Below are 21,130 nucleotides of genomic sequence, written 5' to 3' on the forward strand. Positions count from 1 at the left end.
AATGGTGCAAGATATTAATTCACTCGCATTTTAAACCTGCGGCGGCGGCTGTGGGAAATTCGAGCGGCACAAATGTCAGGCCAAATTGTTCTCTAGAACACGGAACAATGTGCGCCAATCGTTTAGGAGAGTTTTTTCGATTGCCGGTGTTTGGGTCAAATTCAATTATACCCGTGGCTCCACTGGCTTGAAAATTTGGTGATGCTAAGGTTTGTTGCATTCCCTCCCGACTTGGTTGCTGCTGTATTTCTAGGGCTTTAATCAGTGTTTGGGCTGCGTCGTAGGTTAAGGCCGATCGAGTATTTACCGGACCTCCCCACAATTTTTCAGCGTTGAGTGGAAATTTTTTGTCAAAACTGATTAACGGATGCCAAAACACGGATATTCCCAGTTTTTTAACAGACTTTAACTTTTTGGCTAATTCTAATATTCTCGTTTCGTACAGCGTCCAAGGGCCGACAATCCAATTGCGATCGTTGTTAGCTTTAATCATTTCGATCGCATTTTCTAGGGAACTGGTGACTTGACCATCTGGAATCAAAAGTATGGCTATTTTTCCCTGTTTTTCAACTTCTTGGATTGCTGCTGGGGCGTTAAAATTATTTTTAGATAAATCGTAATAATTATTGATTCTAAAAGTCGTTCCTCCTAGGGCTTCAAATTGTTTTTTAAATTCTTCCCACAAAGAAGCGCTGAACGGACTGTTGGGATTGTAAAATACTGCAACTTTTTTCTGATCGACTGAGATTAGTTGATTTACTAAAGCTTCAGCTTCTATGCTAGTTGTCGGAGCCGTCCGAAAGAAAAATTTCCGGGGTTTGCGTGTCAGTTCTTCTGTTGTGCTTCCCGGAGAAATAGCGACAAGTTTATTTTGATTGTAAATATCTACTGTTTCCACGGTCATGTCGCTGGTGTAGTGTCCGATTACTGCTAAAATATCGGGCTGAGCAACCAGAGAATTTGCTCTTTTAACTGCGTAGGATTTGATATTGCCGTCATCGGCGATGATGACTCTCAGTCCTTTGCGTTTAAGAGGTTTTGTTTCGAGCAATTCTTGACCGGGAAAGTCTTTATTGCTACTATTGGGAGTGATGAGACTTAAATTAACTTCTGTTTGAGCCTGAGCAATGCCGCGCAGCAGTTCTTCTGCTAAGTTGGCATTGAAAATGCTGCCGTCCTGATTTCTGCGGACGGGAACGACTATTGCGATGGTGTAATATTCTGCGTTGATTGATTTGAGCAGGGCATTGTTGATGTAAATTAAAGTTTCTGGGTCTTTACGGTCTTCTCTCCAAGACTGTTTGAGCAATTTTAAAGCTTCTGGATAATTTAAATCGGCAAACTCATTGATTCCTCTTTGTTTTGACCAGAGTGGCGAGGTTTGAATGAGGAGTTTTTCTCCTGAACTGATACCCTCTACAGAGGCTAGTGAAGGAATTGTTGGTCGAAATAAGGAGAAAGAATAGGCGATGATTAATGCAGAGGCTACTCCCGCAAAGCCGAATAGTAACCAACGAAAGTGGGGTGAATTTTTTCTGGGTTTTGACTTGACTGGTGCTACAAGTGGCTTTAAGGCTTGCAACACCTCGGTAGCAGATTGGTAGCGGTCTTTAAAGTTAAAGTGCACCATCTTGGTTAAGATATTTTTGAGTGGGTCGCTCAGGCGATCGGATGTTAAATGAGTCCAGATAAATTCGCAACTATCAGGGTCTTGTGGCAGATTTGTGGGACGGCGCCCGGTGAGAGCTTGAATCGTGATAATTCCTACTGCATAAATATCATTATATGGTTGGGGAATTGACTGGGGATTGTATTGCTCTGCTGGCATATAACCTGTTGTCCCCCATGCTTTTGATGTCAATATTTCACCTGTACTGTTAGAAGTCAAAGTGCTGACTTCTCTGACCGCTCCAAAATCAATCAGAACAATTTTATTCCCTGTTGTAGACCTAATTAAGTTAGAAGGTGTCAGGTCGCGATGAATAATATTTGCGTCGTGAACAAGTTGTAAGATTTCAAAAATTTCTCGTAAAAAGGAAATCGCCTGTGCTTCATTCCACTGATTTTTTGCTGTAAGGAGTTCTTGACTTATGGCAGTTCCTGTAATAAATTCTTGAACTATGTAAAAATTATCATTTTCCTCAAAGTGATTTAATAATGTGGGAATGCGCGAATCATTTCCCAAAGTCTGCAAAGCCAAAACTTCTTGTTGAAATCGGTTCCTAGCTTTTTTTAGTACCAAGGGATTTTCGGTATGTGGAAAAGGAATTTCTTTAATGACGCAGGGTGGATTTGAGGGGTTTTGTAAATCTTGAGCTGTGTAGGTTATGGCTGCTCCTCCCTGTCCTAATTTATTAATGATTTTATAGCGTCCGGTCAGTTCATCTCCGGGATTGAGAGACATAAATTTTATAGAATCTTTTGGGGGTGCGATGGTTAATATTCATAATCATACCAAATTTGAGCTGGTTAAGGGGGGCGACGGGAAATCGGGGTTCGGGAGGGTAATTATACCAATAAAAAACAAATTCCCAGGTTAGGCCTGGGAATCATAAATATTAAAAAAAAGTAGTGCTGTTTTAATATATTTAATTAGCTGAAAATCTTTCATAATCCCGCATCCCTAGTGGGAGTTTTGAGAGAGGACGCCGGGGCGGGCATTGTTTTTAGTACACCGCACCCGATCGCATTTTCCTGTCTCCAGCCAAGGGTTACATTCATGTTGAAGTACCCGTTAGGCTTGGGTGCTGTTGCGAGTCTGGCTAGCCAGCTCCAACAGTTGCGCCCAACGTTTTTGGACTTGTTTGGGAGTACATTTGATCGCAGTGGCGATCGCCTTGTCACTTTCTTGATTCCGCTTCATTGCTAACAGTTGTTGCTGTTCGGGGGAAAGTTGAGCGCGAAATGTTTCCCACTTGTCCGAAGTCATTCCCAATTTTTGATCGACATCAGCACCGAGCCATTCGTGGACTAATTTCCAGTTTTGAGTGCGGGCAAATTTTTCGACGTGGTACTTGAAACGTTGTTGCAAGTAGTCCCGTTGACGGGAAGACAAACCAAGAACGCGATCGATTTCAGAAGCAGAAAGGTCTTGCAATTTCAAATTGAGGTAGCTAACACATTCTGGCTGATTTTGCGATTCCAGATAAGCAATCAATTCCGATACTACTCGATCGCGCAGCACAGCATCAGCCGGATCGACAGTTTCAGACACCATTTGTTCGCGCACTTGTTGCAGCGCTGGAGAGCGGCTGTACATTTCTGCATCTTCTCCCTTGCCAGATTCTACAGCCATTTCAATGTCGATCGCAGTTTCAGGAGGTTGACCCTTGGCAAAACCTTGAGCGCGGAGGACAATCAGGCGTTGGCGGTTGCGGCCTGGTAAGCCAATTTGGCGTTTGGCGTAGTGTTCGGTGAAAGCCATGTACTCAGCCAATTCTAGCTGTGTGCGGGGCTGGTAGCTCAGATCGAGTTGGTGTTCCCGGCGGAAAGCCCGTAAAGATTCAATGTAAAAGCCTTGCAAAAAGTCTTCAATCATGTTGTAGCGAGCTTGGTAGTTCAAGTTCGATCTAAAGGAAGCAACATGGCGGTAAATCATCGATGCGAGGTGAGAGTGAAGTTCGACGCGGCCTTGCTTGGAACCGAGGCGATAGAATTCCAGGGTTTTTTGCAAGCGGTGTTCGGCTAAGGTGATTTGCCAAGCTTGGACTTCGCCGGAAATTTGGATGCGATCGCTTTTTTGGCAAATCCGTTCGACTTCCTTCGCAATCCGCATCGCCACCGATTGAGCGCTACGGCTTGCTGTTTTCATCTCTGCTTGCAACGCTTTGAGGGCGAAGTCAGCCAAAGCTAGGGTATCGACGCTGGGAACGTGATTGATTTCGAGGGCTTGTTCGCAGGGGGCAGTTTGAATGGAGTTGATGGTAGAAGCGGTGTTGCAGTTAACGGAGTTGGTGGCAGTTGTGACAGTCATGGTATTTATCAGGTGGTAGGGCACCGCAGCGACAGTGCGAGGACTTTTGTCAGAGAGTGAGTGATGCAGTTGCAGGCGGTTTGGCTTGCTGTGCGGATTCAACTCTCTATACATTGAATGTACGGGAAGTACAAATAGTGCAGTGACTCAGGTGTTCCACTCTCTCATGCAACTGTTTTTGGCTGCTGAATCTGATTTTAAGCTTTGGCTGTAGAGCATTGGTGATTTTGTGCTTAAACCTATGCTGTACAAACATTGTGAGCTATTGCGAAGGTGGGGCGATCGCACTTGCGAGTGAGGGTATAGCAAGGCCGTTCAGTGGACAATTTACTAACTGGCCTTGAGACGGGATTTTGGGGGTGGAAGATTCTGGAATTGGTAGTCAGCAGAATGTAGGGAACTGCAATGTATTCTCTACCTACGACAGAGCAGTTTGAAAACCCGGTTAATTTAGAAAATTGGTATGTATCCTTTCTCAGGACAACCAAAGCAACCGGGTTTTTGCCATTGCATCAGGCTTGTAATATCGTTTCCGGTTGTATCGGAATGATTAAACCACAGAGAACACAGAGGACACAGAGAAAGAGAAGAGAGAAATCATAATTCCGATGTCAACGGATTTGATATAACGAAATATTCTTGGACAAAACCCGGTAGAGCAGTAGATAATTTACCCTGCTTCTCTTTCTAACACCAAAGTCACCGGCCCATCATTATCTATAGAGACTTGCATTTGAGCTCCAAACACGCCTGTTTCGACTTTTAAACCGCTGGCGCGCAACTTTTCGACAAATTTGTCATACAGAATGGAGGCGGCTTCTGGGGGCGCAGAGCGATCGAATGAGGGTCGCCGACCTTTGCGGCAGTCGCCATAAAGCGTAAACTGACTGACAACAAGCAACTCGCCACCAATGTCTTGTACGGATTTCTCCCAGCGGCCAGTGTCAGTGGCTGGATCTGGAAATAAACGTAATTCTAGGCATTTGCGAGCCATCCAATCTAGTTCTGCTTCGGTGTCGGTAGTGGCAATGCCTACTAGCAGATTCAGTCCGCGGCTAATTTTGCCAATTATTCGATCGTTAACTTCGACTTGAGACGATTGGACTCGCTGGATGATTATTCGCATTCAGAATCGGTAATTGGTAATCGATAGAGATGATACTAAACGGCAGTTTCATAGACTTTTCCTGACATTAAAGACATCAGAACTTATTCGTTTACTCGTTACCAAGCTAGAGTCTGGTAACGCATATCCAGAGGCTCTACCTCCTATTTTCATGAATAAAAGCCAGATAGATCCTCTAGACATTTCCAGGCTCTAGCATGGAAGTTGTACTGTGTAATTCCTGTTGTCTTTATTTTTTGCCAAATCCTTTGCCGCGATTCGGTGAAGGCAGACAGAGACAGTTTTCGATTTGCGATCGCAAAGTCTCGATATCCAAACCTTGACCGATCAAGACAATCTGGTTTTTCCGTTCGCCTTTCCACTCATCATCATCGATGGAAAATCGCTTGCCACTCAAGTGAAAAATATGCCGTTTGGGACTTTCTTCAAACCACATAATCCCTTTTGCCCGAAACACATTTGTAGGCATTTGGTGGTCTAAGAAATATTGAAATTTCCTCAGAGAAAACGGCTTGTCGCTCTGAAATGAAAGTGAGGTAAATCCATCATTATCTAAATGGTCTGAATGGTCGTGATGAGCGTGGTCGTGATGAGCGTGGTCGTGATGGTCGTGATGGTCGTGATGGTCGTGATGAGCGTGGTCGTGATGGTCGTGATGAGCGTGGTCGTGATGGTCGTTATGGTCGTTATGGTCGTGATGGTCGTGACTGCTAGCAGTTTCCTCAGCTTGGAAATATTTGTCCGATTCAAACAATCCTACACTGAGGATGAGTGGCAGAGGAACTTGGGATTTTACTGTGCGGAGAATTCGAGCGCCTTCTTTGACATCACGAATCTTAACTTCCAACAAATCTAAATCTGCTTCCTCAACCAAATCTGTTTTGTTGAGAACAATAATATCGCCATAGGCAATTTGACTGTATGCTGCTTGAGAATTGAATAAATCCAAGCTGTAATTGGAGGCATCTACTACTGTCACGATGGAATCGAGACGAGTCATGTCTCGCAATTCAGTGCCTAAAAAAGTTAAAGCTACTGGTAGGGGGTCGGCGAGTCCGGTAGTTTCTACTACTAAATAATCTAGATTTTCTTGACGTTCTAAAACTTTGTAAACTGCATTTACCAAATCTTCGTTAATTGTGCAGCAAATGCAGCCGTTGTTGAGCTCGACCATATTGTCTTCGGTGGTGACAATCAGTTCGTTGTCGATGCCAATTTCGCCAAATTCGTTGACTAAAACTGCGGTTTTCAAACCTTGCTGGTTGGTCAGGATATGGTTGAGCAGGGTTGTTTTGCCACTGCCGAGGAATCCTGTAATGATGGTAACTGGCAAGCCGTGTTTGGGGGCGTCCATTACCGGCTCTGTCTCGGACTGATTTGTTGTAGATTGCATAGCTTGAGTGTCAAATAAGGTCGATCGCTTGAACTTGTGGTTTTTATTGTATCTTATTTTTTGTGCTTGGTTATTTGTGAGTTGTTATTTGTTAATTATTATATGAATTCCGGCTGCACCGGAATGATGGAGGAGACGGCAATGCCGTGTCCCTACCCAAAATAATCTTGTAGGGAAACGGCATTGCCGTCTCCTAATTTAGGCTAATAATTATGATGCAACCGAAATTGATCTCACATCCAGCAACTTGTCTACTGCGTGTTTCCAAGTAAAGTTTTCAGAGACAAAACGGGGGCCTGCAAGTCGAGCTTTGGCTATAAATGCAGGTTGTTCGATAAGTGTCTGCATCAACTGAATTAAATGTTTCCAGTCCGGATCTAAAATAAATAGGTTTTCTCCTTCTATGAAGGCTTTTAATAAGGGGCGAATGCCTTTGCGATCGGTTTGACCTCCGATGTTTAAAAATATAAAATAGTCTTCCCATCCAAAGGTTTGCCGTAGTGTTTGACGCTGCTGTTGAGAGGGGGGATAATAAATATCGGTGTCAGCGCCATGAGGTACAATGGCAATGCGATCGCCCTGAACTCCGCTACGAATTAATCAGGCTTTTGACCAAGCTGAGGGTGTAATAATTTTGGATTCTGAATTAATTGGGGTTTCGGTGATTGAATTCACGCCGATCGCCTCTAATAACAAATTAGTAACAATTCCCCATTCAGTAGCTGCAAATACCCAAGTTTGGGCGCTAGTTGATGCTGCAAAGTTCCAAGGAGAATAGATTCGGAGGGTGACATCGGCTAACTGATTTGGGGAAGGGCTGGGAATGCTGTTCAGTAATCTTTGAATTGGGCGATCGAATAAACTGGTTGTTTGCGAAGCTGGGTCTATATGGGGTAGATCGCGATCGCCTTCAACAATAATCTGCAATTCACTACCCTCGTCCAAGAATTTAAAACTATCCGACACACCCCCAGCCCCTCTCTAGAGGGGAGTTAGATCCGGTTCCCCTCGGAGGAGGGGCTAGGGGTGGGTCTTATTCCCAATTCCCCATGCCCTATTCCCAATTCCCTACTTCATAACTTGCCAATCCATAATCCGCCATTGTCCGTCTTGGCGGATCAAGTCGTAGCGAATACGGAGGTTTTCGTTACGGGAAGTAACTAGCTGTTCGCGATCGAACACTTCGGCCTTTTCGGTAACTTGGGCTTCGACTTCGGTCCGATCGGGATTAGTCGGATTTGTTGTTACCTTTGTAATTTCGAGCTTGTGTGTATAACGCTGGTGGGCGTTGTTTCGCTGTTGAGCTTCTGCCATCAATTGCCAGCGAGACAAAGCAGGTTCCGTCAGAACTTGCTTTAATTCATCGATAGCGTGATTGGGGCCGAGGGCTGCTGCTTTGGCTGAGAGCCAACTTTGAATCATTTGCTGCGCTGTTTCTTCTGTGACGGAGCCGGAGGCTGGGGCGACAGGGCCAGGCTCTGGGGCGGCGGGGGCTAAGGGGGGAATTTCGATCGGTGGTGCTTCCAGGCTGACTAAGGCTTGTTCTCCTTGCAGAGATGGGCCTGAGAGAGCTTGGAGGATGCCACCTAAGATACTGAAAATCAACCACAGAATTAACAGACTCAGAAAACCAGCCACCAGCAGCAGAGCCAGCCGATTTCGAGGCATGGACTGAACTTGGGCTGAAATTTGCGAGCCTAGTGTCCTGGCTCGATCGACTAAATCACCCATTGGCCCTGCACTACTCTTGGCACTGCGACGGGAGGAATGGGGGCGTCGGCGTTCTTTTGAGCTGGAGGAAGGGGGGTATCCCGTGGGGGTAGCTGTCGAGTCCTGGGGGATGACTGGGGGGATAGGTGGGGCTGCGGTCTCCTCATATTTGGGGCTTTGCCTAGGGGGAGGTATGGTGGCAGGGCCGGGGGTCAAGGTAACAGTGGGCGATCGCCCTGTAATGGCTGGGGATGGCTGGAGTGAGCTAGTGAGTGTCGCTCTAGCTTGAGCCTTGGCAGTAGAGCGGGGTTGGGCTACAACCCACTCGTTGGCTGTTTCTGTATCCTGTGGCAAGGATTCTAGGTAGGCTTGTACCTTGGGATCGGCAAAGTAATCTTTTAAGGAAACTGACTGCTTTGCCAAGTCCCGGAAGTGCGGAAATACTTCTTCCTGTAGCCAGTGTTCGGCGTATAAGCACAGCCCTGGCAACAAATCGGGAGAATCTTGGGAGTTTTCACGAATGAAGGCGAGGGGTTCTTTTTCGGAACTGAGTTCTAGGGCTCTGCTGGCTTCTTCTGTTTGGCCCAGCAGCAGGGAACATACGGCTTTTTCGAGGTGGACGTCTTGGCGGCGGCCTAACTGCATCAGCATCAGCTTGGCGCGGCGGATCATGGAGGGCTGTCTGGCTGCAAATCCCTGAGCTAGTAGGGTGTAAACCGAGAGATAAGTGCCTACAGCGGAGGGGCGGCTAGCTTCTGCTTCAAATAGGGTCTGCTGCTCGCTGCTGGTTAGGTGTTTCCGCAGTTGCTGGACGAAGCGTAGGAAGTCTTCGATGCCCAAGCCCGATCGATCGTCGTCGGAACCATCGATCCCACCCCTTTCTTCGAGCATTTCTCGCAGGATTTTTAGTCCTTGACGACGTTCGGAGACTTTTTCTTCTGGGAGGGATAGTAATTGTAAGATGTTGTACGGACGGAGTTTGTATATATCGGTTTGCATTTCACCCCTCACGCTTGGAAATAGGCTTTCGCGCAGCAGCAGTTCTTGACCTGCGTCTAGTGATTTGGTGGCATTTTGGTATTGACCTTGTTGCCACTGTTCCCTGCCTAGTTCTAAGCAGGACAGGGCGATGGTTAAAACTATGTCTGGTCGCACTAGCTGGGGGTCGCCGAAGCGCCCTTGTGCGATCGCAGAGCTGCCATTATTGAGATAGGGACGGCCCAGTTTCTGTACAAGTTCGTATTCTCCGAGTTCTTGCAGTACCAGCAGGACTCCTACGAACTGGTTGTCGTCGATTTCAATACTTGGAGTATGGGGGTCGGGAGTAGCGTCTAAAACCCCGGACTCTTGCCAGTCTGTTTCTGCTTCTTGCAGGACTGTGGCCACGCCTGTCGAGGCTTTTAACCTCGGATTTTGGGCTAAAATCCCTGCTTCTGATTCGCGATCGTAAGTTTTGGCCAAAAAACTGGCATCGTAAGCTTTGCGCCCCTCTGAGTCTGACAAAACGGCGTAGGCTTCGTCGAGCAGTTGTTTACGGGCGACGATCGCCACTTCGGAATACTCCCTGCGTGGAAGTTGTAACGTCCGGTCGCGATGAGCTTGCTGCAACTGTTCGGCAGTAGCTTGAATCGGTAGACCTAGAATCCGATAATAATCTAGTGGAATTAGCACTGTCCACTTCCCCAAAGCGCTAGCAACTGAATTAGCCTATCTTAGGTGACGCTCCCATATCAAATCAAAATTGATCGGTTGGGCTTCTGACTCCTGTTATGGAGAGCGAGAACTTCCTTCCAGGTACTTCGTTTCCCTTGAGGGCATTTTAGAGTGAGGTGCGCGTCGGGCCCCACTGCTGACAGAATAGCAGTTTGTTCGTTCAGTCGCTATCCCCAACTAAGGGGGGGGATAAAAGCCGATTGACCGATTATTGGTATAGTTAGGGTCGTTGACCGATTATCAACAGTTTGCATAATACTTATCAGGTATTAATTATTTATGGTTCAGGAACGGACTTTACCAGCTTTTGACGCAACAAGCGTAAGTATTTCTCGTGATGAAGGTTTGATGCTTTACGAAGATATGGTCTTGGGGCGCTTTTTTGAGGACAAGTGCGCTGAGATGTATTACCGGGGCAAGATGTTCGGTTTTGTTCACTTGTACAACGGCCAGGAGGCTGTTTCTACTGGGGTGATTCGATCGATGCGCCGGGATGATACTGACTATGTTAGCAGCACCTATCGCGACCACGTTCACGCTTTGAGTGCCGGTGTGCCGGCGCGGGAGGTGATGGCGGAGTTGTTCGGGAAAGAAACTGGTTGCTCTAAGGGCCGCGGCGGTTCGATGCATATGTTTTCTGCCGAACACCGACTTTTGGGGGGCTATGCTTTTGTGGCTGAGGGGATTCCTGTGGCGACGGGGGCTGCTTTTCAATCTAAGTACCGCCGGGAGGCTTTGGGAGATCAGACTTCCGATGGCGTGACTGCTTGTTTTTTTGGGGATGGTGCCGCTAATAACGGTCAGTTTTTTGAATGTTTGAATATGGCGGCTTTGTGGAAGTTGCCAATTCTTTATGTTGTGGAAAACAATAAATGGGCGATCGGGATGTCCCATGAACGTGCTACTTCTGACCCGCTGATTTACAAGAAAGCTCATGCTTTTGGTATGGCTGGGGTTGAGGTTGATGGGATGGATGTTTTGGCGGTGCGAGAAGTGGCGAAAGAAGCTGTGGCGCGCGCGCGGGCTGGTGAGGGACCGACGGTGATTGAGGCGTTGACTTATCGTTTTAGGGGGCATTCTTTGGCCGATCCTGATGAGTTACGTTCTAAGGAAGAGAAGGAATTTTGGTTCCCTCGCGATCCGATTAAGAAGTTGGCTGCTGATTTGATCGATCGCGCTTTGGCTACGGCTGAGGAATTAAAGGCGATCGAGAAGAAGATTGAAGCAGTCATTGATGATGCGGTGGATTTTGCTGAAAAAAGCGCTGAGCCAGATCCCAGTGAATTGTATCGGTTTATCTATGCTGAAGATGAGTAGTCTTTAGATATATTTTGAGTCCCGTTGCAGCCACAGGTTTTAACAACCTGTGGCTGCACAATTGTCAAGCTTAAATTGAAATTTAAATGCGGTGATTATTAATTTTTGCGATTCCGCCTCCAAAGGCAAAATCTTGGGCCATTGAACTTTGTAAAAAGTCGTGGGGAAAACCCAATTCGATCGCACTGACTGCGTTTAATCGCTCCATGTGTTCGAGGGTTAATTCAAATGTTACCCAATAGTTTGTATCTCATGTCACTATCTAGTTAGTTGTTTACTGTTCATAGTTTAGATCGAGATTTATCAATGAAGCTAGAACTAATACTTTGCCTTGATGAATTTTTTTATTTGGTTAAATTGTTTCCGAAGAGCGACATTATGTCATCTATCTTGAGAGGGGTATTTATGAAACTAATTGCACAAAAAAACTAAACTAAAGATATAACCAATTAGGTAGCTAAATTTACTTTTTAGCGTTATGTTGATAAACAGATTACAAAACTAGGTGACTATCTTGGCTGACATTGTTGATACTGCCGTTCAGGCTGGTTCTTTCACAACCCTAGTTGCTGCCGTCAAAGCTGCTGGTTTAGTCGATACCCTCAAAGGCCCTGGCCCCTTCACAGTTTTTGCACCTACTGACGAAGCTTTTGCTAAGCTTCCTGAAGGTACTGTAGAGACTTTGCTTAAGGATATTCCGAAGCTAACACAAATCCTGACGTATCATGTTGTCTCCGGCAAAGTGATGGCTGCGGATGTGGTGAAGTTAACTTCAGCTACTACTGTAGAAGGTTCAACAGTGAAAATTGATGCTTCTCATGGCGTCAAGATTAATGATTCTACTGTTACAACACCGGATGTGGTTGTTGATAACGGTGTTATTCATATCATTGATACTGTTTTGATTCCTGCGTAAGCTAAGTTTGGGATCGGGTGAAATATAGCCTTTATCAGAAAGATGAGGTAAGATCGAGAATTGGTAATAGGTAATAGGTAATTGCTATTCCTTGTTAATTTAAGCATTTGACACCCATATTTCCTGATAGTAAGCGACATTCTCAAGGGTGTCGCTTACTTTTTTATTTAATCAAACTCAGTTTACCAATTACCAATTACCAATTACCAATTTTTGAAATTTGTCGAGTTCGCTAAAGTAAACTGACTCAGAGGACGAATAGCGAGTTATACTCCTAGTACCAAGACTCCCGCTGTCAAATAACCGCGAAATCACAGCTTATGAGCAACACTGCCCCTTCTGAGCGAGCCCCCAACAGCCACGAAACCAAAAAACTCAGTTTCTCGACCAAATTAGCTTACGGTGCGGGAGACCTGGGCCCAGCTATCACGGCGAATATTCTGGTATTTTTCCTATTATTATTTTTTACCAGTGTGGCTGGTTTGGCTCCTGGTACTGCTAGCAATATTTTACTGATTGGCAAGGTTTGGGACGCTGTAAACGACCCGATTGTGGGGGTATTGAGCGATCGCACCTCTCACCCCTGGGGCCGTCGGTATCCTTGGATGGTATACGGTGCAATTCCCTTTGGGATTTTCTTCTTTTTGCAGTGGATTGTTCCTAGCGACAATCCCACAATCCTGTTTTGGTACTATGTAATTATCTCGATTCTATTCAACACCGCTTACACGGCTGTTAATCTTCCCTACACTGCACTTACCCCAGAATTAACCCAAGATTATAACGAACGCACTAGCCTCAATAGTTTTCGGTTTAGTTTCTCTATCGGTGGCAGCATTCTGTCACTAATTTTAGCCCAAATTATCTTTGCCTTAGTTAAAGACAATACCCAAAAATACATCATATTAGGTGCTGTCTGTACGGTGATTTCAGTATTACCTTTATATTGGTGCTTTTTGGGAACTCGTAAACACGTCTTTGCTCAACTGGCAGAAAATCCTGTAGTAGAAGATGATTCTACATCGTTGCCGTTGAAAGAACAGTTACGGATTGCATTTAATAATCGCCCTTTTTTGTACGTGATTGGAATTTATCTCTGTTCTTGGTTGGGAGTGCAATTAACTGCTTCTATTTTGCCTTATTTTGTGATCGACTGGATGAAACTGCCGCCAGCAGCTTTTACCCAAACTGCGATCGCCGTTCAAGGTACTGCACTGGCTATGTTGTTTGTTTGGAGTAAAGTTAGCGAAAGATACGGCAAAAAAGCTGTATATTTTATGGGCATGAGTTTGTGGATTATTGCCCAAGCTGGACTGTTTTTCTTGCAACCAGGACAAGTAGGATTGATGTATTTCCTGGCAGTGATGGCTGGTGTGGGAGTTTCTACTGCTTATTTGGTACCTTGGTCGATGATACCGGATGTGATTGAACTGGATGAATTACAGACTGGACAAAGACGCGAAGGTGTGTTCTATTCGTTTATGGTATTGTTACAAAAAATTGGATTGGCGATCGGTTTGTGGTTTGTGGGGCAGGCCTTAGAAGTAGCTGGATTTCTCCCTACACTTCAGGGACAGGAACCACCTATACAGCCGGATTCTGCAATGTTTGCCATTCGAGTTGCGATCGGACCTTTGCCAACAATTGCTTTAATTATCGGCATGATTTTAACATATTTTTATCCAATTACTCGCGAAGTTCATGATGAAATATTGTTGAAACTCAAAGAAAAAAAAGCCGAGAATGAAATGGGCTATCGCCCTCCAAAATAAGGTTAATTTATGTAAGGGTAGTAGACCAAAATGTCTAAAATATAAGGATTTAGGGTAAAAATTTGTAGATGCCATTCGGAAGGAAATTTAATTTACCAATGGGCGATCGGGATTGGCAGGAAATGTGACAGTAAAAGTAGTGTTGCCATTGCCGCTTTCAACTTCTATTTTCCCCTCCAATTGTTCGACAAGTTTTTGGGCTAAAGCTAAACCCAAACCGGTGCCACCTTGTTTCCAGGGATCGGCATTGGGAACGCGATAAAATTTCTCAAAGATCCGAGGTAATTCCTCCTTGGGAATTTCCGATTCATTTCTGACGGTAAATTCAATTTCTGGTTTTAAAACACTTGCTGGTTTTCCTGGTCTCTTTTTGATACCTTTGGACTTCACCCTGAGAGCAATTTCGCCTTCATTGGCGGTATATTTGCAGGCATTATTTAGGAGTTCTGCTAAAATTCTGCCCAAACTAGCGCGGTTGGAGTTGATCGTGGGGAGGTTGGTAGCGAACTCTACTACTAAATGTTGGTGGCGGTTTTGGGCGCGGGTGTAGAATGGTTCAATAATGTTAGGTAGCCAGACTTGTAAGTTTACTGGTTCGAGGTCGATCGGACAAGCTGCTGCTTCCAGTCGCTGCAAATCTAGCAAAGCATTAATTAGGTCTGTTTCTCTAGTGCATTCTTGTTCCAAAATTTCTAAATAAACTTGGCGTCGTTCTTGAGTGGGAGAAACTTTCAGCATATGAATGGCCATTTTCATATTAGCTAAAGGTGTTCGTAGTTCGTGGGAAACTGTGCTGAGAAATTCATCTTTGATGATGTTTAAGTGCTGGAGTTCGTGAACTTTTTGCTGCAATTCGGCGGTGCGTTCTTGAACTTGGCGTTCGAGGTCGGTGTTGAGGTTTTGTACTTGCTGGTATAGTTGGGCTTGTTGAATGGCGATCGCCACTTGAGTTGCCAGTTGCAATAACAAATCGACTTCTGAAGACTGCCACTGTCGAGAATTGGAACATTGGTGGACGCACATCATCCCCCACAAATTGCTGTCTTGTAAAATGGGTACTATTAAATAAGCTTTGATTTGTGCTTTCTGGAACCTCGCATATTTTTCGGGACTCAAAGTAGCTTGGTCAATCTGGGGAACCGCATAAATTTGTTGTTCCTGAACCGATTCACCTTCTTGCCACATAGTATCTGGAAAAATTTCTCCCAATATTGAAGACCAATCTTCGGCTACGGATTCTGCCACTACAATGCCGGAATTGCTCGACTCTAAATGCAGGATGGCTACCCGGTCTGCTTGCAAAACTTGGCGCACTTCATCGACGCTGGCGTGGAGAATTTCTTCCAGGTTTAGGGATTGGTGAATCCGCAAAGCAATCTGAGTCAAAAGTCGATCGCGCTGTACTTGTTCGTGCAGTTTGGCTGTTCGTTCCCGCACCTGTTGTTCGAGTTTGGCATTGCGGCTTTGGAGGAGTTCGACTTTTTCGGCTTGGAGTTGATAAACTGAGTGCTGCAACTGTTTGACAACTCTGTACATTTCTGTTGGGTCTAGGACTCTCAACAAGCTAGTTTGGGTAATAATTCCCAACAGTTCTCCCCGTCCTCCGCACACCACTAATCGCTGTACTTGTTCCTGCTGCATTTGTTTGTGGGCCGTCCACAGGGAATCGGCTGGTTTGATCAGTAGCAGGGGAGTGACCATGACTTTTTGCACTGCGGTTTGCTCGAAATCTAGTTCGAGAAACTGTGCTTGTACAATGTCGTATTCGGTAATGATGCCTAGGGGTTGCTGAAAAGAATAGTGAAAAATGGAGGTATGGTCATTTTTGGGTTTCTCCATTGTTAATTCTTTATTTTTGGTAATCACTACGCAACTAACTTGATGTTGTGACATCAGTTGCGCTATGGTCAACAGCGATGCGGTGTGGGGTGCTGTGATGGGCGTAGTCATTAATTCTGCAACTCGTCGCAATTTCAGAATATTGGAAGGTTGTAAGACTTGCCGAATTCTTTCCCTCGTCAGGACTCCTACCAAGTGGCGGAATTGATTGACGATCGGCAAATAGCGAATTCCGTGTTGGCGAAATAAGGATAAAGCGGCGAACACGTCTTGATCGTCGGATTCTGTCAGGGAGACTGACACGGGGGACATCACTTCAGAAATCGGTATTTTGCGGAGGGCTACTTTTTTCTGAGTGTCTATTTTGCCAGAAGCGATTAGCCGCACTAGGTCGGCGGGAGTTAATATTCCGATCAATAGCCCTCGACTTGGGTTTTCTGATAAATTTCCCGCGGCTGCCATTTGGTGGTTATGCACCACCAACACGCATCGTGCTCGCATTTTTTCCGATGGTGCTAATTCCTGTAATACCCCGCGGTCTGAGGGTAAAGGTGTCTTGGGTAGGGGACAACTGTTTTGCAACTGACTCATCAGCGCGATCGCCACTACTAACGAAGTGTCTGGCCCAGCAGTTAGGGGGTAGCGGTCGATCGCTTGTTCTAATGCTGAGGAGTAAAAAGGCGGGTGGTAAAATGGCATAGTACATCGCGGGTTGTCGGAACGCAGCTAACTGCTGATAGGCGTTTTGTCTGTTGTGTAACACCAACCTAGGGCGGAAATTGTCAAAGTCACAATCACAGACAGCCGACGCTAATTTATGATTAGCAATCATCCCGGAGATTTTCCCATCTTCGAGCCGAATGCGAGTAGACTTCCGGCTAATCTCCGTTGTGGTTTTATTGTATAAGTTTCGCCGTTGGTTGGCGAATTCGAGCATTTTACTTGGCAATTTAGGAGTAAAATGTATGAGCTTTTTTAGGGGGGATGACCCCTAAGTGATGGTTTCCGATTTGCTGGTTACGGTTTCTCCACTGCGTTTTACTCAATTTTTTTATCGATCAAATTATACACAAATTTGAATAGGTATAACCTCTCTAAAGTCATAAGATACAGACAATTATAGACAGGTTTTTGACTGCTTATCAACGATCGCCTATAATGAAAACCAGGGAAATGTAAATTTTTACTAAAATTTTACCGCTAATGACAACTTTAAGCTTAACGGAAATTGCAGCCAAGTTAGAAAGCCAAAATTCAGCCGATCGGATGGTGGCTTTGGCTAACTTGCGGAATATACCCGCCGCTGTGGCGGTGCCTTTGATTAAAAAGGTTTTGAACGACGAAAGTTTGCAGGTGCGATCGATGGCTGTGTTTGCTCTGGGGATCAAACCCACGGCAGAATGCTTTCCCATTTTAGTCAAATTGCTAGAAACTGACTCAGATTACGGGATTCGTGCTGACGCTGCTGGTGCTTTGGGCTACCTGGAAGATATTAGAGCTTTTGACGCCTTGGTGCGGGCTTTTTACGAGGATACTGAATGGCTGGTGCGCTTCAGTGCTGCGGTTTCTCTGGGGAATCTCAAAGATCCGCGGGCTCGTGATGTGTTACTGAAAGCTCTCGAAAGCGAACAAGTGGTGATTCAGCAGGCGGCGATTTCGGCTTTGGGAGAAATTAAGGCGATTGAGGCGATCGATCGCCTGCTGAATTTTGCTCAGTCAGAAGATTGGCTAATTCGTCAGCGGCTAGCCGAAGCCTTGGGAAATTTAAACAGTCCCAAAAGCATTTCCGCCTTGAAATATTTGGCAAAAGATAGTAATTCTCAAGTATCTGAGGCGGCAACAATTTGTCTCGATCGTTTGTCGAAAGCAGAGCAATAATAGATAGTGAAACCAGAATGTATTATTTAAGTGGCGATGGCAAATCGCAAGCTAAGATAGTTGTTGATATCCTTCATTTTACCAAACCCAGCCATGAATCAATTACCGAATCCCTTTAATTCAAATCCATCCAATCCCCTAGACCCCTTAAAGCAAGAACCAGATCGACTCGACGATGAGGATGGAGAATTGCCAAAACGCTATCACCCAGCTACTAAAAAAACTCTGCAAAAATTGTTCATTATCCTGATAGTTAGTGGGGCAATTATTGGGGGAATTTTATCTATAGGTGTGCTTTCGCTGATGCAAAAAGCCGGATTGACTAAGGTTCCACCCAGAGTAGAGAATTCTAAATAATTGATGTTGAAAAATTCGACAATTACACCGACGGATTTAGGAGAAAAATCCCCTCCTTCTGGTAAACTGATTGCTGCGGGCTTTCATGCGCTTTCTGACCCCCTGCGGATTCAAATTTTGGAGTTGCTGCGGGAACAGGAGTTGTGTGTTTGCGATTTGTGCGATCGGCTTGGAGTTCCTCAGTCCAAACTCTCTTTTCACCTCAAAACCTTGAAGGAAGCGGCTTTAGTCCGCAGTCGCCAAGAAGGCCGCTGGATCTACTACAGCCTCAATTTAGCTCAGTTTCTCGCCCTGGAACAGTACCTGTCGGACTATCGGCGATGCGGCCAGATTCTGCCGGCGCGATCGTGTGCCGACGCAGATTAACCCATCAATATTTCTTAATGTGTGTATCGCCTGTTTGTCTTCTATCATACTTGACATATCAACTTTTCTTGATATGATGCAATTGTACCCCTTAGTTATGGCATAGGGTGAAGTCAATGAACCCAGCAGCAAAGTCCAAGGTTTTCGCGGTAAGTATAATTGCTTTGGCGATCGGTGCGATCGGGCTCCTCAACTCCTGCGGACAAGTCCAGTCGCCAGAATCGCAGAGCATTAAAATAGACGGTTCCAGCACTGTCTATCCAATTACGAATGCGATGGCAAAAGAATATCAAAATACGCATCCCAAAAAAGCATCAATTACTGTTGAATTTTCCGGCACTGGTGGCGGATTTAAAAAGTTTTGTGCGGGCGAAACTGACATCAGCAACGCCTCGCGACCCATCCGCCCGGAGGAAATGGAAGCCTGCAACAAAGCCGGCATCCGCTACTACGAATTACCCGTTGCCTTTGACGCCCTCACAGTAGTAGTCAATCCCAAAAATGACTGGGCAAAAGACATTACTGTAGAGGAATTGAAAAAGATTTGGGAACCAGCCGCCCAAGGTAAAATTACCAAATGGAATCAGATTCGACCTAATTGGCCAGACCGACCGATAAGCCTCTACGGTGCCGGCAAAGATTCCGGTACATTTGACTACTTCACAGAGGCAACAGTAGGTACTGCTAAAGCCAGTCGCACCGACTATACAGCTAGTGAAGACGATACAGTTTTAGTGCAAGGAGTTATTAAAGACGAAAATGCTTTGGGTTACTTTGGATTTAGCTATTACGAAGACAATCAAAGTCAATTGAAAGCTGTAGGTATTGACAGAGGCAAAGGAGCAGTATTGCCCTCCCGCGAAGCTGTAGAAAAAGCTCAGTATCAGCCCCTAGCAAGACCTCTATTTATCTATGTCAACTACAAATCGGCTCAAAGTAAAGTAGAACTACGAAACTTTGTAGAATTCTACATGAAGAAAGCTCCGACCTTAGTTAGTTCTGTGGGTTATATTCCTTTACCAAAAGAAGGCTATCAACTAATTTATCAGCACTTCTACAATGGCAAAGTAGGGACTGTTTTTGGTGGCAAAGCTCAGTTTGACTCGACAATTGGAGAGTTATTGCGACAGCAAGCAACTTTTTAGGTATCAGTGGTCATCTGTCAAATGTTTTAGCTTGTTAGCTGTTAATCTTGATTGGTAACTAAAATCTAACAAGAGAGGTAAATTTATCACGGATCGACTCAATGTTCAAGTCAGTTTATAAGACAGCAAGCAGCTTGTTCTCACCGGAGTGCAGAAGAGAAGCAATCGCAGAATTTTTGGGTACATTTATTCTAGTGTTTGCAGGCACGGGCGCTGTGATGGTTAACAAAATTAGTGAGGGTGCGATCGCTCATTTAGGCATTAGTTTTGTCTTTGGAGCCGTTGTCGCCGCCATGATTTATGCTACGGGTCATATTAGTAGCGCTCACCTCAATCCGGCTGTAACATTAGCTTTCTGGACCAGCGGATTTTTCCCAAAAAAACGTGTTTTGCCTTATATTTTAGCCCAGTGTACCGGGGCGATTGCAGCTTCTCAACTGCTGCTAATTACTTTAGGAAAAGTAGCAAATCTAGGTGCAACAGTTCCTCTCAATGGTAACTGGTTACAGTCTCTAATCTTAGAAACAGTATTGACTTTTATCTTAATGTTTGTTATCCTCGGTTCAGGATTAGATAGACGCGCTCACATCGGATTTGCGGGCATAGCAATAGGCTTAACTGTAGGATTAGAAGCTGCATTTATGGGGCCAATTACCGGAGCAAGCATGAATCCAGCACGCTCTCTCGGTCCAGCTTTAGTTGGGGGCATTTGGGAACATCATTGGGTTTACTGGGTTGCTCCGATTTGGGGAGCACAATTAGCAGTCGCAGTTTATCGGGAACTGTCTAACGGATTTCGGGATTTTAATTAAAAGCATCATGAAAACTTTTACCCACAAACCGAGAATTTTGTTTTTGTATGGCTCTTTAAGGGAGCGTTCTTACAGCCGTTTGTTGGCAGAAGAATGTGCAAGAATTATTGAGGATTTCGGTGCAGAAATTAGGTTTTTTAATCCTCTGGAATTGCCGATTTATGGTAGTGTTCCCGATACTCATCCCAAGGTTCAGGAGTTGCGGGAATTGAGTCTGTGGTCGGAGGGTCAGGTATGGTCTAGTCCAGAAATGCACGGCAATATTACGGGCATTATGAAAAATCAAATTGACTGGATTCCTTTAAGTATCGGGGCCGTGAGACCGACTCAAGGTAGAACTTTGGCGGTGATGCAAGTTAGCGGTGGTTCCCAATCTTTTAATGCTGTGAATACTTTGAGAATATTGGGTCGTTGGATGCGGATGTTTACGATTCCTAATCAGTCTTCTGTTGCTAAGGCTTATCAGGAGTTTCATGAGGATGGAACTATGAAAGATTCGCCTTTTCGCGATCGCGCGATCGATGTGATGGAGGAATTGTACAAGTTTACTCTGCTGTTGCGGGAGGAAATTGACTATTTGACCGATCGCCACAGCGAACGCCAGGAAAAAGCGGCCAAAGAGGCGATCGCCGTTGCAAATCGCGCCCTGGAATAACCGGGCGTAAAGAATTACCCAGCGATTGAAATCGCGGCTAAAGAAACTACACAAACAAAACCCGCCTCCGCGGGTTAAAGAATCAAGAATTCCTCTTTAGTCCACGGAGGTGGACTTCGGTTGTGTAGCCGCGGTTTCTAACCGCCGGGGCCCTAACT

At 45.3% G+C, this 21,130-nt stretch carries 17 protein-coding genes; 9 read left to right on the forward strand and 8 right to left on the reverse strand.

What is annotated here, in order from left to right; translation table 11 throughout:
- Positions 1-19: 19 nt before the first annotated feature.
- The 6 genes from ACBR23_RS01315 to ACBR23_RS01340 form a co-directional block, all read right to left on the reverse strand.
- Positions 20-2,404, reverse strand: coding sequence for an ABC transporter substrate-binding protein (locus ACBR23_RS01315; protein WP_371118555.1), 2,385 nt, complete (start codon positions 2,402-2,404; stop codon positions 20-22).
- Between the two features lie 330 nt (positions 2,405-2,734).
- The gene (locus tag ACBR23_RS01320; RefSeq protein WP_371117888.1) at positions 2,735-3,973 is read right to left on the reverse strand and encodes a HetZ-related protein; all 1,239 of its coding nucleotides are present in this window, start codon (positions 3,971-3,973) and stop codon (positions 2,735-2,737) included.
- Between the two features lie 670 nt (positions 3,974-4,643).
- Positions 4,644-5,099, reverse strand: a complete 456-nt coding sequence (dtd, locus tag ACBR23_RS01325) for a D-aminoacyl-tRNA deacylase (protein WP_371118554.1) — start codon at positions 5,097-5,099, stop codon at positions 4,644-4,646.
- Between the two features lie 229 nt (positions 5,100-5,328).
- Positions 5,329-6,492: a GTP-binding protein gene (locus ACBR23_RS01330; protein ID WP_371118553.1), complete on the reverse strand. Its 1,164-nt coding sequence runs from the start codon at positions 6,490-6,492 to the stop codon at positions 5,329-5,331.
- Positions 6,493-7,092: 600 nt separating this feature from the next.
- Entirely contained in the window at positions 7,093-7,458 is a 366-nt protein-coding gene (locus tag ACBR23_RS01335; RefSeq protein ID WP_371118552.1) for a hypothetical protein, read from the reverse strand.
- A 102-nt stretch (positions 7,459-7,560) separates the two neighbouring features.
- Positions 7,561-9,873, reverse strand: coding sequence for an IMS domain-containing protein (locus tag ACBR23_RS01340; protein WP_371117719.1), 2,313 nt, complete (start codon positions 9,871-9,873; stop codon positions 7,561-7,563).
- 321 nt (positions 9,874-10,194) lie between these two features.
- Between ACBR23_RS01340 and pdhA the strand changes: the two genes are divergently transcribed.
- Positions 10,195-11,232 (forward strand): pyruvate dehydrogenase (acetyl-transferring) E1 component subunit alpha, encoded by a 1,038-nt coding sequence (gene pdhA, locus ACBR23_RS01345; protein ID WP_341733817.1) that lies wholly within the window; start codon positions 10,195-10,197, stop codon positions 11,230-11,232.
- Positions 11,233-11,314: 82 nt separating this feature from the next.
- On the opposite strand, the gene ACBR23_RS01350 is transcribed toward pdhA, so the two are convergent.
- A complete protein-coding gene (locus tag ACBR23_RS01350; RefSeq protein WP_341739248.1) occupies positions 11,315-11,440 on the reverse strand; it encodes a hypothetical protein in 126 nt (41 codons plus the stop codon).
- 306 nt (positions 11,441-11,746) lie between these two features.
- Here ACBR23_RS01350 and ACBR23_RS01355 point away from each other — a divergent pair, with 306 nt between their 5' ends.
- Both ACBR23_RS01355 and ACBR23_RS01360 read left to right on the forward strand, forming a co-directional pair.
- The gene (locus ACBR23_RS01355) at positions 11,747-12,148 is read left to right on the forward strand and encodes a fasciclin domain-containing protein (RefSeq protein WP_341739247.1); all 402 of its coding nucleotides are present in this window, start codon (positions 11,747-11,749) and stop codon (positions 12,146-12,148) included.
- A 320-nt stretch (positions 12,149-12,468) separates the two neighbouring features.
- The gene (locus tag ACBR23_RS01360) at positions 12,469-13,920 is read left to right on the forward strand and encodes an MFS transporter (RefSeq protein WP_371118551.1); all 1,452 of its coding nucleotides are present in this window, start codon (positions 12,469-12,471) and stop codon (positions 13,918-13,920) included.
- 87 nt (positions 13,921-14,007) lie between these two features.
- On the opposite strand, the gene ACBR23_RS01365 is transcribed toward ACBR23_RS01360, so the two are convergent.
- Complete coding sequence (locus ACBR23_RS01365; protein WP_341739245.1) at positions 14,008-16,458, reverse strand: CBS domain-containing protein; 2,451 nt, start codon at positions 16,456-16,458, stop codon at positions 14,008-14,010.
- Positions 16,459-16,962: 504 nt separating this feature from the next.
- On the opposite strand from ACBR23_RS01365, the gene ACBR23_RS01370 reads away from it, so the two are divergent.
- The 6 genes from ACBR23_RS01370 to arsH all read left to right on the forward strand — a co-directional run bounded on the left by ACBR23_RS01370 (position 16,963) and on the right by arsH (position 20,972).
- The gene (locus ACBR23_RS01370) at positions 16,963-17,637 is read left to right on the forward strand and encodes a HEAT repeat domain-containing protein (RefSeq protein ID WP_371117723.1); all 675 of its coding nucleotides are present in this window, start codon (positions 16,963-16,965) and stop codon (positions 17,635-17,637) included.
- Between the two features lie 93 nt (positions 17,638-17,730).
- Positions 17,731-17,994, forward strand: a complete 264-nt coding sequence (locus tag ACBR23_RS01375; RefSeq protein WP_371117724.1) for a hypothetical protein — start codon at positions 17,731-17,733, stop codon at positions 17,992-17,994.
- Positions 17,995-17,997: 3 nt separating this feature from the next.
- Complete coding sequence (locus tag ACBR23_RS01380; protein ID WP_341739242.1) at positions 17,998-18,360, forward strand: metalloregulator ArsR/SmtB family transcription factor; 363 nt, start codon at positions 17,998-18,000, stop codon at positions 18,358-18,360.
- A gap of 116 nt (positions 18,361-18,476) precedes the next feature.
- Positions 18,477-19,505 carry a PstS family phosphate ABC transporter substrate-binding protein gene (locus tag ACBR23_RS01385; protein ID WP_341739241.1) on the forward strand — a complete coding sequence of 343 codons (1,029 nt, stop codon included), beginning with the start codon at positions 18,477-18,479 and terminating at the stop codon, positions 19,503-19,505.
- A gap of 101 nt (positions 19,506-19,606) precedes the next feature.
- Entirely contained in the window at positions 19,607-20,317 is a 711-nt protein-coding gene (locus tag ACBR23_RS01390; protein WP_341739240.1) for an MIP/aquaporin family protein, read from the forward strand.
- Between the two features lie 7 nt (positions 20,318-20,324).
- Positions 20,325-20,972 (forward strand): arsenical resistance protein ArsH, encoded by a 648-nt coding sequence (arsH, locus tag ACBR23_RS01395; protein WP_371117725.1) that lies wholly within the window; start codon positions 20,325-20,327, stop codon positions 20,970-20,972.
- Positions 20,973-21,130 lie beyond the last annotated feature (158 nt).

The sequence above is a fragment of the Microcoleus sp. genome (assembly GCF_041354475.1).
Taxonomy (GTDB): domain Bacteria; phylum Cyanobacteriota; class Cyanobacteriia; order Cyanobacteriales; family Microcoleaceae; genus Microcoleus.